Source organism: Verrucosispora sp. FIM060022 (assembly GCF_003977705.1).
Classification (GTDB): Bacteria; Actinomycetota; Actinomycetes; order Mycobacteriales; family Micromonosporaceae; genus Micromonospora; species Micromonospora gifhornensis.
Map to the genome: position 1 here is coordinate 75,005 of NZ_RQIV01000001.1, position 13,705 is coordinate 88,709.

The 13,705-nt window shown below is 70.0% G+C and carries 15 protein-coding genes; 9 read left to right on the plus strand and 6 right to left on the minus strand.

The window, feature by feature from the left end; genetic code table 11:
• Nucleotides 1-138 precede the first annotated feature (138 nt).
• Both erpA and EG812_RS00325 read left to right on the plus strand, forming a co-directional pair.
• A complete protein-coding gene (gene erpA, locus EG812_RS00320; RefSeq protein WP_013735179.1) occupies nt 139-507 on the plus strand; it encodes an iron-sulfur cluster insertion protein ErpA in 369 nt (122 codons plus the stop codon).
• A gap of 226 nt (nt 508-733) precedes the next feature.
• Nucleotides 734-1,711, plus strand: a complete 978-nt coding sequence (locus tag EG812_RS00325; protein ID WP_013735178.1) for a carbohydrate kinase family protein — start codon at nt 734-736, stop codon at nt 1,709-1,711.
• A gap of 336 nt (nt 1,712-2,047) precedes the next feature.
• Here EG812_RS00325 and EG812_RS00330 read toward each other — a convergent pair whose 3' ends face one another.
• A complete protein-coding gene (locus tag EG812_RS00330; RefSeq protein ID WP_013735176.1) occupies nt 2,048-2,272 on the minus strand; it encodes a sulfurtransferase TusA family protein in 225 nt (74 codons plus the stop codon).
• Nucleotides 2,269-3,420, minus strand: coding sequence for a cysteine desulfurase family protein (locus EG812_RS00335; RefSeq protein ID WP_126710430.1), 1,152 nt, complete (start codon nt 3,418-3,420; stop codon nt 2,269-2,271). The genes EG812_RS00330 and EG812_RS00335 overlap by 4 nt, the downstream gene beginning before the upstream one ends.
• A gap of 193 nt (nt 3,421-3,613) precedes the next feature.
• On the opposite strand from EG812_RS00335, the gene ctaC reads away from it, so the two are divergent.
• Nucleotides 3,614-4,585 (plus strand): aa3-type cytochrome oxidase subunit II, encoded by a 972-nt coding sequence (gene ctaC, locus EG812_RS00340; protein ID WP_013735174.1) that lies wholly within the window; start codon nt 3,614-3,616, stop codon nt 4,583-4,585.
• A 10-nt stretch (nt 4,586-4,595) separates the two neighbouring features.
• Nucleotides 4,596-5,024: a cytochrome c oxidase subunit 4 gene (locus EG812_RS00345; RefSeq protein WP_126710431.1), complete on the plus strand. Its 429-nt coding sequence runs from the start codon at nt 4,596-4,598 to the stop codon at nt 5,022-5,024.
• A gap of 256 nt (nt 5,025-5,280) precedes the next feature.
• Here the strand turns inward: EG812_RS00345 and EG812_RS00350 are convergent, their stop codons facing one another.
• From EG812_RS00350 to EG812_RS00365, 4 genes are all read right to left on the minus strand, one after another.
• Nucleotides 5,281-5,469, minus strand: coding sequence for a hypothetical protein (locus tag EG812_RS00350; RefSeq protein ID WP_013735172.1), 189 nt, complete (start codon nt 5,467-5,469; stop codon nt 5,281-5,283).
• Nucleotides 5,470-5,672: 203 nt separating this feature from the next.
• Nucleotides 5,673-6,728 carry an anthranilate phosphoribosyltransferase gene (gene trpD / locus EG812_RS00355; protein WP_126710432.1) on the minus strand — a complete coding sequence of 352 codons (1,056 nt, stop codon included), beginning with the start codon at nt 6,726-6,728 and terminating at the stop codon, nt 5,673-5,675.
• An 81-nt stretch (nt 6,729-6,809) separates the two neighbouring features.
• The gene (locus tag EG812_RS00360; protein ID WP_013735170.1) at nt 6,810-7,208 is read right to left on the minus strand and encodes a response regulator; all 399 of its coding nucleotides are present in this window, start codon (nt 7,206-7,208) and stop codon (nt 6,810-6,812) included.
• Between the two features lie 164 nt (nt 7,209-7,372).
• Nucleotides 7,373-8,296, minus strand: a complete 924-nt coding sequence (locus tag EG812_RS00365) for a cytochrome c oxidase assembly protein (protein WP_050814780.1) — start codon at nt 8,294-8,296, stop codon at nt 7,373-7,375.
• A gap of 167 nt (nt 8,297-8,463) precedes the next feature.
• On the opposite strand from EG812_RS00365, the gene ctaE reads away from it, so the two are divergent.
• The 5 genes from ctaE to EG812_RS00390 all read left to right on the plus strand — a co-directional run bounded on the left by ctaE (nt 8,464) and on the right by EG812_RS00390 (nt 13,599).
• A complete protein-coding gene (ctaE, locus tag EG812_RS00370; RefSeq protein WP_043721570.1) occupies nt 8,464-9,063 on the plus strand; it encodes an aa3-type cytochrome oxidase subunit III in 600 nt (199 codons plus the stop codon).
• A 65-nt stretch (nt 9,064-9,128) separates the two neighbouring features.
• A complete protein-coding gene (gene qcrC, locus EG812_RS00375) occupies nt 9,129-9,968 on the plus strand; it encodes a cytochrome bc1 complex diheme cytochrome c subunit (protein ID WP_013735167.1) in 840 nt (279 codons plus the stop codon).
• A gap of 70 nt (nt 9,969-10,038) precedes the next feature.
• On the plus strand, nt 10,039-11,115 hold the full coding sequence (gene qcrA / locus EG812_RS00380) for a cytochrome bc1 complex Rieske iron-sulfur subunit (protein ID WP_126710433.1): 1,077 nt from the start codon (nt 10,039-10,041) through the stop codon (nt 11,113-11,115).
• On the plus strand, nt 11,112-12,731 hold the full coding sequence (qcrB, locus tag EG812_RS00385) for a cytochrome bc1 complex cytochrome b subunit (RefSeq protein WP_043721568.1): 1,620 nt from the start codon (nt 11,112-11,114) through the stop codon (nt 12,729-12,731). The genes qcrA and qcrB overlap by 4 nt, the downstream gene beginning before the upstream one ends.
• Nucleotides 12,732-12,900: 169 nt before the next feature.
• Nucleotides 12,901-13,599, plus strand: a complete 699-nt coding sequence (locus EG812_RS00390) for a DUF4142 domain-containing protein (protein WP_126710434.1) — start codon at nt 12,901-12,903, stop codon at nt 13,597-13,599.
• Nucleotides 13,600-13,705: the final 106 nt, after the last annotated feature.

Here is a 13,705-nt window from a genome sequence, read left to right on the forward strand (position 1 = left end):
GAGCGGCTGGTCACGCCATCGGGTGACAGGGCCGTCGGCGGCCTACAATCGAGAACTGGACCACTGTGGGAATCGCTGACCGGCGACTGATGTTGGCCAGGGGAAGACCACACCGAACGCGCGCAGGGAGAATTCCACGTGACCACGCCAGCGCAGACCGAGTCGACCGAGGCCAAGGCCCCCACGTCCGTCGTCCTCACCGACGTCGCGGCGCAGAAGGTCAAGGCCCTGATCGAGCAGGAAGGCCGCGACGACCTGCGGCTCCGGGTCGCCGTGCAGCCGGGCGGCTGCTCCGGCCTGCGATACCAGCTTTTCTTCGACGAGCGTTCCCTCGACGGTGACGTCGTCACCGACTACGACGGTGTCGAGGTCGTCGTCGACCGGATGAGCGCTCCGTACCTGGCCGGCGCCACCATCGACTTCGCCGACCGGATCGACGCCCAGGGCTTCACCATCGACAACCCCAACGCGGGCAACTCCTGCGCCTGCGGTGACTCGTTCAGCTGACCCAGCTGATCACTCCACGACGAAGGGGACGGCCGAAGGCCGTCCCCTTCGTCGTCCCCCCACCAGCCACTGCCCCTTGTTGATCAAGAGGTTTTGGTCGGATAGTCGCCGACATCCGACCAAACCTCTTGATCGATAAGGCGGGTGGGGTGGGGGTGGATGGGTGTGGGGCGGTGGGCGGGGGCGGTAGGCTGTTCGGGCTCTGTTATCGACCCTGAGGGCTGCCATGAAGATCGCCGTAACCGGCTCGATCGCTACCGATCACCTGATGAGCTTTCCGGGTCGGTTCGCTGACCAGTTGATCGCCGACCAGCTGCACCAGGTGTCGCTCTCCTTCCTGGTGGACGACCTGGTGCTGCGTCGCGGCGGGGTGGCGGCCAACATCGCGTTCGGCATGGGGCAGCTCGGGCTGCGGCCGGTGCTGCTCGGCGCCGTCGGCGCCGACTTCGCCGACTACCGTTCCTGGCTGGAACGGCACGGGGTGGACTGTGACTCGGTGCACGTCAGCGAGGTGGCCCACACCGCGCGTTTCGTCTGCACCACCGACACCGACATGTGCCAGATCGCCTCGTTCTACGCGGGCGCGATGAGCGAGGCCCGCAACATCGAGTTGCAGCCGGTCGCCGAGCGCCTCGGCGGGCTCGACCTGGTGCTGGTCGGCGCCAACGACCCGGAGGCGATGCTGCGCCACTCCGCGGAGTGCCGGGAGCGCGGTTACCCGTTCGCCGCCGACCCGTCGCAGCAGCTCGCCCGGATGGACGGCACGGACGTGGTCGGGCTGGTCGACGGCGCCGACTACCTGATGACCAACGACTACGAGAAGTCGCTGCTGCAGAGCAAGGCCGGGCTGAGCGACGATCAACTGCTGGACCGGGTCAAGATCCGGGTTACCACGCTGGGCAAGCGCGGGGTGGAGATCGTGGGGCGGGACATCGACCCGATCCACGTACCGATCGCCCGGGAGGCGCAGGCGGTCGACCCCACCGGGGTCGGTGACGGCTTCCGTGCCGGCTTCTTCACCGCGCTGTCCTGGGGCGTCGGGCTGGAACGCGCCGCCCAGGTCGGCTCGCTGCTCGCCACGCTGGTGCTGGAGACCGTCGGCACCCAGGAGTACCAGGTGCGGCGGGACCTGTTCGTCAAGCGCCTCGCCGAGTCGTACGGCGACGAGGCCGCCGACGAGATCCGGCCGCACCTGCTGCCCTGACCGTCGCCGGCACGCGTCCGGTTGGTCTCGTACTTCTAGACTCCCGCCTGCTTCTGGACTCCCGCCTGTACGACTTCGACTGGCGACAGCGGGAGTAGCTGTTGTCGTCCTCGGTGCGGCGGCGGTGACCGGGATGCGCTGGTCGACGGCCGGCGAGCCGGTTTCCGTCGCGGCACCGTCGGCGGCATCGACGGTGTTGCCCTAGGGCGCCAGCTACGAGACGGTCGTCGATACCCGGGCTGCCACGGTCTACACCGATCTGCACAATCAGCGGGCATCACGTTGTTAACAGGGGGCCCCGCCTATGCGCGAGGCGTTAACAAGGTGCCCTTCCTTTCACTGTCGGCGGCGGACGTGGTGGGCGGTGCCGGTGGTGCCGAGGAACTCCTGGTCACGCATCCGGCACCAGGCCGGAATGTCCACCGCCGCCGCCGGATCGTCAGCCAGCACCCGCAGCACCGCGCCGACCGGAAGCGCCGGCAGCCGGCGGGCCAGCGCGATCACCGGCAGCGGGCAGCGCTGACCGAGACAGTCGAGGACCTCGTCCGGTTCGGCGGTCACAGCCCGACCACCCCGGCCTGGGCCCGCAGGTCGGCGACGATGCCGGGCAGTTCGGCGAGGAACCGTTCCACGTCCGCCTCGGTGCTGCCGGAGTGCAGCGAGACCCGGACGTTGCCGTGCGAGAGCACCCCCATCGCCTCCAGCACGTGCGACGGGCGCAGCGTCGAGGAGGTGCAGGAGGAGCCCGACGAGACCGCGAAGCCACGCCGGTCCAGCGCGTGCAGCAGCGCCTCGCCGTCGACGTACAGGCAGGAGAAGGTCACCAGGTGCGGCAACCGGTGCTCGGGATCACCGACCACCTCCACGTCGGGCACCTCGGCCGCCACCCGGGCCCGGATCCGGTCCACCAGGGGCGTCAACCGGGCCGCCTCAGCCGCCGCGTCGGCCGCCGCCGCGCGCAGGCTCGCCGCCGCCGCGACCACCGCCGGCAGGTTCACCGTGCCGGGCGTACGCCCCGACTCACGCTCGTCGGCCGGCCAGGGCGACTCCCAGCGGGTGCCCTTGCGCACCACCAGCAGCCCCACGCCGGGCGGGCCACCCCACTTGCGGGCGCTCGCGGTCAGCACCGACCAGCCCGGCGGCACCGGCATCCGCCCCACCGACTGGGCGGCGTCGACGTACAGCGGCACCCCCGCAGCGGCGCAGACCGCCGCCGCTGCCTCCACCGGCTGGAGCGTGCCCACCTCGTGACTGGCCGCGATCAGGGCGGCCAGCGCCACCCCCGAGCCGGTGACCGCCGCCGACCAGGCGTCCAGGTCCAGCCGGCCGAGCCGGTCGACCGGCACCTCGACGGCCGTACCACCGCCCGCCGTGTGCTGCTGCGCCGCATGCAGCACCGCGGAGTGCTCGATCGCCGAATGCACAAGCACGGCACCGGCACGTCGTCGTCCTCGCAGGCCGCCGAGCACGGCGGAGTGGGCTGCGGTCGTACCGCTGCTGGTGAAGGAGAGCTCGTCGGGGCGTACGCCCAGGGTTTGTGCGGCGGCCTCGCGCGCGGCGTCGAGCAACTGGCGCGCCCGCCGGGCGGAGGTGTAGAGCCGGTCGGGGTCGGCCCAACCGTCGTCGAGGGCGGCCAGCAGCGCCTGCCGCGCTACCGGGTGCAGCGGCGCGGCGGTGGCGGCGTCCAGGTAGACCGAGGATGGAATCACATCTACCCACGCTATCGCCCTGCACCGCGACAAGATCCCCCGTCGGGGGCGGACACTGACCCCAACCGGGTCGAGCCCGTCATGGTCGAGTAATCTGCGACCGTCGGTGACGCCTTTGCCGCTGGTGTGGCGGCTCCGCTCGGCGGAGCCGGCCAGATGAAGACACCGCGGCGCGCTAGGGAGGCAGGACCAGGTGGTCGCAAGGAGTTCGGAGGTACGGCCGACGGCCGTACGGCACAACGCATCCCCGGGAGCCGGTGCTCGGCGGGGGCGTCGTGCCGGGCGTCTCGCCGGGCTCGGATTCGGTGGGGCGGCGCTGCTGGTCCTGCTCACGGGCTGTGACGTCGGCGCGGCGTTCGGGGGCTTCGGCTGGCCGCAGGGTGGCATCACCCCGGAGGCCCGGCGGATGTACGACCTGTGGATCGCCTCGTGCATCGCGGCGCTCGCGGTCGGTGTCTTCGTCTGGGGCCTGATCTTCTGGTGCGTGGTGCGGTACCGCAAGCGCGGCAACGAGCTGCCCGTGCAGACCCGCTACAACCTGCCGATGGAGTTCCTCTACACCATCGCGCCGGTGCTGATCGTCGCCGTGCTCTTCTACTACACCGCGATCGTGCAGACCGACGTGGTGAAGACCACCCGCAACCCCGACGTGACGGTCGAGGTGGTCGCCTTCAAGTGGAACTGGCAGTTCAACTACCGCGACGGCCAGGGCGTCGACGCCAACACCACCGCCTCGGTGCTGGGCACCAGCGAGGTCATCCCGATCCTGGTGCTGCCGAGCAACCGGTCCATCCGGTTCGAGGAGACCAGCAAGGACGTCATCCACTCGTTCTGGGTGCCGGAGATGCTGTTCAAGCGGGACGTCATGCCCGGCAGCATCCGCAACGTCTTCGAGGTCTCCTCGCTGGAGTCCGAGGGCGCCTACGTGGGCCGCTGCGCCGAGCTGTGCGGCAGCTACCACGCCTTCATGAACTTCGAGCTGCGGGTCGTCTCGCCGGAGAACTTCGACCGCTTCCTCGCGGCCAAGCAGGACGGTGCCTCGACCCAGGAGGCGTTGACCGCGATCGGTGAGGAGCCGTACGCGATCACCACCAAGCCGTTCGAGACGCGGCGTACCCAGGACAACTTCAACCAGGGCAGCGCGCCCGTCGGCGCGGGAAGCTGAGGCAACGGGCATGAAGACCGAGTGGCGCATCTTCCTGACCATTGCCGCGTTCCTGCTCTTCGCGGCCGTCCTGTACGGCGGCTGGACCTGGGCCGACTCCGGCGGTCGCGTCGAGTGGATCGGCACGGTGGCCCTGCTGCTGTCGTTCCTGCTCTGCTCGATGTGCGGCGGCTTCTTCTGGTTCGTCTCGCGGCGCATCGACCTGCGTCCGGAGGACCGGCCGGACGGTGAGATCGCCGACGGTGCGGGCGAGATCGGCTTCTTCAGCCCGGGCAGCTACTGGCCGTTCGGGCTGGCGCTGGCCGCCACGATCGCCGGTCTGGGTCTGGTCTTCTGGCAGATGTGGCTGCTCGGCCTCGGTGCCGTCGCGGTCATCTTCGCCGCCTGCGGCCTGCTGTTCGAGTACTACACCGGCACCCGCCGCACCGCCGAACACTGACCCACCCACCCCGACACCCACGAAGGCCCGCCTCCTTCAGGAGGCGGGCCTTCGCGCATTCCCACCCCGCGCGCCCCGACCCGCGCCCCTCACCCTGCACGTCCCCGCCCCTTGCGCGTCCCTCGCGCGCCCCTGCGCGTCGATCTTGCAGTTTCGGTCGCGCTTTTGTCAGGGATGTGGCGTTTTGCGGGGACGGAAAGTGCAAGATCGACGCGGAAAGGGGGCGTGGGAGAGGGAGAGGGGGGAGAGGGGAGGGTTAGGCGGCGCGGCGGGGGGTGGGGAGGGGGTGGCGGAGGGGAGTGGGGGTGGGGGCGAGGAAGAGGGCGGTGCCGCAGCGGGTGCAGGCCAGTTCGGGGCAGGTGGGGCCGTGGCCGTCGAGGCAGGGCGGCACCTCGAACAGTTGCGGGCCTTCGCAGGTGTCGCAGTGCAGCTCGCGCTCGGCCATATAGACCTCCTCCTGCTGCTCGGCCCTGGTCGCGGCGGCGCTTGCCGGCCGGCGGGGGCACCGGGGTGGCCGTCGTAGCGTGGGACCGCTGCGTTCCGACTCGACGGTGCGGGGCCGAGGGACGATCGTAGGAATTACTCACCTGTAGTTTCCCACGTCGCTCCGACACTTCTGCCGCCCCCACTGGGGGCGAGCGGGGTTGGTCAGGAGGTCTGGATGCTCTGGGCGACCTTGATCCAGTGGTCCAGGGTGCGGGCGGCGGCGCCGGAGTCGATCGACTCGGCGGCGCGGTCCAGGCCGGCGCGGAGCGCGGTGGTGAGGTCGCCGTCCAGCGGGCCCTGGGTGGCCAGCGCCGCGGCGGCGTTGACCAGGACGGCGTCGCGGACCGGGCCGGTCTCACCGGCGAGCAGACGGTGGGCCACCTGCGCGTTGTACGCGGCGTCACCGCCCCGCAGGTCAGCGAGGGTGGCCCGGGGTACCCCGAGGTCGGTCGCGTCGACCAGGGCTTCCCTGACGGTGCCGCCCTGGGCGACCCAGAAGCGGGTCGGCGCGGCGGTACTGAACTCGTCCAGGCCGTCCTCGCCGCGCATCACCAGCACCGAGTCGCCTCGGGCGGCGAACACGGCGGCCATCACCGGAGCCATGGTGGCGTCGAAGCAGCCGACCGCGCCAGCGCGGGGACGCGCCGGATTGGTCAGCGGGCCGAGGAAGTTGAACGCGGTCGGCACGCCCAGCTCCCGGCGGACCGGGCCGGCGTGGCGCATGCCGGGGTGGAACCGGGCGGCGAAGCAGAATCCGATGCCCGCCTCGGCCACACACCGGGCCACCTGCTCGGGGCCGAGATCCAACGGTACGCCGAGGAACTCCAGCAGGTCGGCGGTGCCGCAGGAGGAGGACGCGGCCCGGTTGCCGTGCTTGACGACGCGTACCCCGGCACCGGCGACGACCAGGGCGGTCATGGTGGAGATGTTCACCGTGTGGGCGAGGTCTCCGCCGGTGCCGACCACGTCCAGCGCGCTGGCGCGTACCTGCTCGGGGAGGACGACCGGGACGGCGCGGCTGAGCATCGCCTCCACCAGCCCGCCCAACTCCGCCGGTGTCTCGCCCTTGGCGCGCAGCGCCACGGCGAAGCCGGCGATCTGCACCGGCGCCGCCGCGCCGGACATGATCTCGCCCATCGCCCAGGCGGTGTCGGCGGCGGAGAGTTCCTCCCCGCGCAGCAGCGCGGTGAGCAGGTGCGGCCAGGTCCGTTCGCCCATTGCGGGCCTCCCGAGCAGACGAGTGCGGGTGGGGACCGGCGCCGGCTCGTCCCGGCGCCGTGGCGGTGCCGGTGCGGAACGTCAGGCGGCGGGCGCGTGCGTCCGCAGCAGCTCGGTCACGGTGGCGGCGGCCGTCACCGGGTCGAGCGGGTGAACCAGGGTGGCGTCGACCTCGGCGTACGCGGCGAGCCAGCGGTCAGCGGCCCGGGCGATCACCACACAGGTCGGGGGCGCCTCGTCGAAGTCGTCCTTGATCTGCCGGGCGATGCCGATGCCGCCACCGGGGGAGGCCTCGCCGTCGAGCAGCATCAGGTCGATCTCGTAGTCGTCGACCAGCCGGACACACTCGGCGTAGGTGGACGCCTCGACGAACTCGATGCGCAGGTCGGCCGCGGGGCGGGTGCCGACGGCGAGCCGCATCCGGTCCCGTACCTGCGGGTCGTCGCTGTAGAGCAGGACGGTGCACAGACGATCGCTCATGCCGACACTCCGCTTCGCTTCCTGCCGCTCGCCACCGAGGATCGCGGCGAGCCGGATGACCCGCCCGCTGATGGCTTCGAGACGGCTTTCACCTCGTAGCTGCGTGGCCGATCGTACCGGTCGGTGTGCCCTGCGCCGCACGCCCCCCGTGACGGTCGGCGAGGTCAGCCGGTGGCCTCGGCGGCGCGCTGGCGAGCCTCCTGGCGGTCGAGTTCGCGGTCGACCCGGCGGGCCTCCCGTTCGGCGTGGCGCATCCACTGCACGACCAGGACGGCGAGCATGGTCACACTGACGAACTCGCCACCGGCCCACAGGATGCCGCCGGCGAGCACCTGGTCCTCCCGCGGATCGGCCCAGCTCAGACCCAGCGAGGGGTACCAGTCGCCGCCGAAGAGGGTGCTGCTCTGCATGATGGTCAGCCCGAGCACGGTGTGGAACGGCACCGACAGCAGCATCAGCAGCGCCCGGGCGGGGTGCGGCCAGCGGCCCGGCAGCGGGTCCAGGCCGAGCAGCGGCCAGAAGAACACGCAGCCGGTCATGATGAAGTGCGCGTGCACCAGCTCGTGCGCCCAGCCGTGTTCCAGCGTGTAGCGGTACAGGTCGGTGAAGTAGAGCGCGAACGGGTTGACCACGAAGATGGCGAACGCCACCAGCGGGAAGCTGTAGATCCGGGCGATCCGGCTGTGCACCACCGCGAGCAGGCGCTTGCGCGGGCTGGGCGGCAGCGTCCGCAGGGCCAGGGTCACCGGTGCGCCCAATGCCAGGAAGATCGGCGACACCATGGACAGCACCATGTGCTGGACCATGTGCACCGACAGCAGCGTGGTGTCGTACGCGCCCAGGCCGGTGAGGGTGACCGAGGCGATGCCGCCGAGGCCGGGCCCCAGGAAGAAGACCGTACGTGCGACCGGCCAGCGGTCGCCGCGTACCCGCAGGCGGTTCACTCCGTAGAGGTAGAGACCGGCGGCGAGCACCAGGACGACGGCGAGCCAGTTGTCCAGCCGGGCCTCGGTGACCACTGTGGTCACCGAGAACGGTGGCAGGGCGCCCTCGGCCGCCAGCACCGAGGCGCCGCCGGGGCCGGGCAGGCCCGCCGTGAGCTGCGGCGCGGCCGGTGCGGCCAGGAAGATCGGATCGACGTGCAGCACGCCAATCAGCCTAGGTCAGGCGAACCGGACGGTACCGATCGGGCCATCTGCCCCTGGGTTTGGCCCCCCGCTGATCGCCGGCCGTGGTCAAGGGCAATAATGACCGCGTGACTGCGGCCCCAGCCATTGACAAGAGCCGGATCCACTCTCTGACGCGTCCCAACATGGTCAGCGTCGGGACGATCGTCTGGCTCTCCAGCGAACTCATGTTCTTCGCGGCGCTGTTCGCGATGTACTTCTCCATCCGCGCGGCGGCGCCGGAGCAGTGGGAGAAGCACACCGCGGTACTCAACGTCCCGTACGCGACGACCTTCACGCTGATCCTGGTGCTCTCCTCGATCACCTGCCAGATCGGCGTGTTCGCGGCGGAGCGAGGTGACGTGCACGCGCTGCGGCGCTGGTTCACGATCACCTTCGTGATGGGCCTGATCTTCGTGATGGGTCAGGCGAACGAGTACCGCGAGCTGGTGCACCACGGCATCAAGATCAACGAAGACGGTTACGGCTCGATGTTCTACCTCACCACCGGCTTCCACGGCCTGCACGTGATCGGTGGTCTGATCGCCTTCGTGATCTTCATGATCCGTACCACGATGGGCCGGTTCACCCCGGCGCAGGCCACCTCGGCGATCGTCGTGTCGTACTACTGGCACTTCGTCGATGTCGTGTGGATCGGGCTCTACGCCATGATCTACTGGCTCCAGTGATCTTGGCGCCCGCGCGCCGTCGCTCCACCCCCTGAGACAGGTCCAACCGGTTAAGGACACAGCTCATGACTTCTGACAACGACCGCCGACGCGGTCTGCTCGCGCGGCTGCGCGGGCGGCCCGTGGCACGCAGCAGGGGCCGCCGCCGGCTGGGTGCCGCGGTCCGGCTGGTCGCCGCGTTGATGCTGGCCGGCGGCGCGTACACGCTTCTGGCTCCGAGCGCGTCGGCGCAGGACAACCCGCCGTTGAGCGGGGCCGCCGCCGACGGCAAGGCGCTGTTCGACGTGAGTTGTGTGACCTGCCACGGTCGCAACGCGCAGGGGGTCGAGGGGCGCGGGCCGAGCCTCATCGGCGTCGGCGCGGCCTCGGTCGAGTTCCAGGTCAGCACGGGCCGGATGCCGATGGCGCGGCAGGAGGCCCAGGCGCAGCGCAAGCCCGAGGTGTTCAGCCCCGACGAGATCGACCAGTTGGCCGCGTACATCCAGCAGTTGGGTGGCGGCCCGGTCGTGCCGGCCGGTGACAACCTGCACGCCGACGGCAACGTCGCGGTGGGCGGTGAGCTCTACCGGATCAACTGCTCCCAGTGCCACGCGTTCAGCGGCGGCGGCGGTGCCCTCTCCTCCGGCAAGTACGCGCCGAGCCTCTCGCCGGCCACCGACCGGCAGATCTACGCGGCGATGCTGAGCGGACCGCAGAACATGCCGGTGTTCGGCGACAACCAGATCACGCCGGAGCAGAAGGCGGACATCATCGCCTACATCCAGCAGTCGCTGAAGCACGACAGCGACCCGGGCGGCGTGTTCAACCTGGGCCGCTACGGCCCGTCGACCGAGGGTGTGGCGATCTTCCTGATCGGCATCGTCGCGCTGGTCTTCACCAGCCTGTGGATCGCAGGCAAGTCGTGACCGAACTGATCTCCCGAGTCAGTGCTGTGGTGCCGCCACGTGCCGGCGCCGAGCGGAGCGAGGTGGCGGCATGAGCACCCACACGGCCCACCCGGGCCACGAGCAGGTAGACGTGAACGACCCCCGGCTGAGCCAGTTCGACATCGTCCGTGAGGGCGCTCGCCGGGACGACATCGAGATCGTGCACTACGAGCCGCAGGTCACGCCGGGCAGCAAGGCCGAGCGCCGGCTGGTCCGTACGGTGGCCGCGATGTTCCTGCTCACCGGCCTGGCCGCGACGGCCTTCCTGGTGGTCTACATCTGGTGGCCGTGGGAGTACGAGATGGGTCGCGGCGGCGACAAGCTCTACACCCCGCTGCTCGGCCTCACCCTCGGAGTCGCCCTGCTGGGCCTCGGCTTCGGCATCCTCACCTGGGGCAAGAAGTTGCTGCCCAAGGAGGTGTCGATCCAGGACCGGCACGAGGGCGCGGTGTCCGCCGACGACCAGCGGATCACCGGACAGACCATGGCGTACATGGCCGACGAGCTGGGCGTGAAGCGCCGTCCGCTGCTCGGCGTCTCGCTGCTGGCCGGCCTGGCACCGGTCGGCGCGGTCGCCGCGGCGCCGCTGGTGGGTGGGTTGATCTCCAACCCGCACAAGAACAACCAGATGATGACCACCGGCTTCAGCCCTCAGGAGGGCCGGAAGATCCGACTGGTCCGCGAGGACGGCCGGCCGATCCGACCGGCAGACATCAGCTCGGGTGGCCAGATCACCGTCTTCCCCGGCATCGAGCACGGCGTGAGCAACCTGCACGCCGACTCGCCCACCCTGCTGATCCACCTGCGCGAGGCCGACGCCGAGGAGTCGCGTCGCAACAACGAGCGGGTCGGCCACGGCGACTACATGTGGGGCAACTACGCCGCGTACTCGAAGATCTGCACGCACGCCGGCTGCCCCGCGAGCCTGTACGAGCAGCAGACCAACCGGCTGCTCTGCCCGTGCCACCAGTCGCAGTTCCTGATCACCGACAACGCGAAGCCCATCTTCGGTCCGGCCAGCCGGCGACTGCCGCAGTTGCCGATCGAAGTGGACGCTGAGGGCTACTTCGTGGCGAAGTCCGACTACACCGAGGCTGTCGGGCCCGACTTCTGGGAGCGGCCGTGAAGCGGCGCAAGTTTGACATGGCGGCGATGCCCGCCAAGACCGGCCGCGCCGTCGACGAGCGCTTCCAGGTAGCGACCCCGCTGCGCCGGCTGCTGAACAAGGTCTTCCCGGACCACTGGTCGTTCCTGCTGGGCGAGATCGCGCTCTTCTCGTTCATCGTCCTGCTGCTGACCGGTGTCTTCCTGACGTTCTTCTTCGAGCCGGCGATGACCGAGGTCATCTACAACGGCAGCTACGCCCCGCTGCGGGGCACGCCGATGTCGGCCGCGTACGCCTCGACCCTGGACATCTCGTTCGACGTCCGGGGTGGCCTGATCATGCGGCAGATGCACCACTGGTCCGCGCTGCTGTTCATGGCCGCGATCGTGGTGCACATGCTCCGGATCTTCTTCACCGGCGCGTTCCGTAAGCCGCGGGAGACCAACTGGATCATCGGCTCGCTGCTGTTCTGGGTCGGCTTCCTGGCCGGCTTCACCGGCTACTCGCTGCCGGACGACGGCCTCTCCGGCACCGGCCTGCGGATCGCCTCGGCGATCATGCTCTCCATCCCGGTGATCGGCTCCTGGGTGACCTCCTCGGTCTTCAACGGCGAGTTCCCCGGCACGATCATCATCAGCCGGTTCTTCATCGCGCACGTGCTGCTCATCCCCGGCCTGCTGGTCGCGCTGATCAGCGTCCACCTCGGGCTGGTCTTCAAGCAGAAGCACACCCAGTGGCCGGGCCCGGGCCGGACCAACGGCAACGTCGTGGGCGAGCGGATGTTCCCCCGGTACGCGATCAAGCAGGGCGGCTTCTTCATGGTCGTCTTCGGCGTGATCGCGCTGATGGGCGGTCTGTTCCAGATCAACCCGGTCTGGCTGTTCGGCCCGTACGAGGCGTGGGTCGTCTCCGCGGCCAGCCAGCCCGACTGGTACGTCATGTTCCTGGACGGCTCGACCCGGTTGATGCCGGACTGGGAGATCTTCATCCCGATCGGCGACGGCTATGTGATTCCGCCGTTGTTCTGGCCGACAGTGGTGCTACCCGGCATCCTGGTCATGCTCTCCCTGTTCTATCCGTTCATGGAGGCTCGCTACCTGAAGGACTACCGGAGCCACAACCTGCTCCAGCGTCCCCGCGACGTCCCGTTCCGTACCGCCCTGGGCATGATGGCCATCACGTTCTACGTGATCCTGACGCTCACCGGTGCGAACGACGTCATCGCCGACAAGTTCCACATCAGCCTGAACGCGATGACCTGGGCCGGCCGGATCGGTCTGCTGGTCCTGCCGCCGGTGGCGTACTACATCACCTACCGGATCTGCCTCGGCCTGCAGCAGCACGACCGGGAGGTGCTGGCCCACGGTGTGGAGACCGGCATCATCCGACGGCTGCCCGACGGCCGGTTCGTCGAGGTGCACCAGCCGCTCAGCTCGGGTGGTGAGCACGGCGAGCTGCCGTACGCCGGTTGGGTCGTGCCGAAGAAGATGAACCGGCTCGGGGCGCTCGGCCCGGCCATCCGGGGCTTCTTCTACCCGATCGAGAAGCCGGCCGAAGCGCCGGTCTCGCCGGGGCACCCGCCGGTCGAGCCCCGCGCCGAGCGGGAGGAGATCAGCAGCGGAGACAGCCGCAGCTGAGTCGACTCGCACAGTCGGACGTGGCGCCCGCCGGAGTGATCCGGCGGGCGCCACGCCCTTTTCCCGCCCTTCGCCGCCCCGTCGGAGCTTCCCGCCCGTCACCGGATCGTAGGAATAACCCCGGTCAGCCGGGTATCCGTGCGGTCCAACGTCTCAACGGGGAGGAAGCATGTTGGGTATCAAACGCCTCGGCCTGCTGGCCGCACTGGTGCTGGTGGGTGTCGCACCCGCCGCAGCAGCGCAGGCGGCGGCGCAGCCGTCGGAGCAGGACACCCAGTACCTGCAAGCGATCCACCAGGTCAACCTCTACGAGGTCAAGGCCGGCCAGTTGGCCGAGAAGAAGGCGCAGAACCAACAGCTCAAGGATCTCGCGCAGATGATCGTCACCGATCACCAGGACCTGGACAAGCAGGTGAAGGACCTGGCCGGGCAGCTCAACGTCCAGTTGCCGAACGAGCCCACTCCTGATCAGCGGACGGCTCTCGACCAGCTGAACAACGCCAGTGGTGAGGAGTTCGACCGGCTCTGGGTGACCCAGGGGCTGGCCGGCCACCTCCAGGCCATCCAGGCCACCCAGACGGAGATCTCGCAGGGTACCGAGACTCAGGTGGTCCAGCTGGCGCAGACCGCTCTGCCGGTCCTGCAGGCGCACTACGACGCTCTGGTGCAGTTGGCTGAGGAACTCGGCATCCCGGTGCCCGAGGCCAGCGCGAGCGGCACGCCCAGCCCGGGCGGTACCGTCCCGGCTCCGGGTGGCACCACGCCGGCCCCGAGCGGCACCACGCCGGCTCCGGGTGGCACCTCCACCGAGGAGGCCCCGGCTCCGGGCAGCACCATCACCGAAAGCCCGGCGCCCCAGCAGAGCTGACCAACAGCACAACCAGCCGGCCCAGCCCACCCAGGCTGGGCCGGCTCTCACCCACCCCCACCCCTCTCCCCGCGCTCTCCCCGCGCGCTCTCCCCGCGCGCTCTCC

Bases quoted from the DNA above. Each gene is read 5' to 3' on its own strand.
- EG812_RS00325 (WP_013735178.1), top strand. From the start codon at position 734: ATGAAGATCGCCGTAACCGGCTCGATCGCTACCGATCACCTGATGAGC.
- EG812_RS00345 (WP_126710431.1), top strand. From the start codon at position 4,596: ATGAAGACCGAGTGGCGCATCTTCCTGACCATTGCCGCGTTCCTGCTC.
- EG812_RS00350 (WP_013735172.1), bottom strand. From the start codon at position 5,469: ATGGCCGAGCGCGAGCTGCACTGCGACACCTGCGAAGGCCCGCAACTG.
- trpD (WP_126710432.1), bottom strand. From the start codon at position 6,728: ATGGGCGAACGGACCTGGCCGCACCTGCTCACCGCGCTGCTGCGCGGG.
- EG812_RS00360 (WP_013735170.1), bottom strand. From the start codon at position 7,208: ATGAGCGATCGTCTGTGCACCGTCCTGCTCTACAGCGACGACCCGCAG.
- qcrC (WP_013735167.1), top strand. From the start codon at position 9,129: ATGACTTCTGACAACGACCGCCGACGCGGTCTGCTCGCGCGGCTGCGC.
- qcrA (WP_126710433.1), top strand. From the start codon at position 10,039: ATGAGCACCCACACGGCCCACCCGGGCCACGAGCAGGTAGACGTGAAC.
- EG812_RS00390 (WP_126710434.1), top strand. From the start codon at position 12,901: ATGTTGGGTATCAAACGCCTCGGCCTGCTGGCCGCACTGGTGCTGGTG.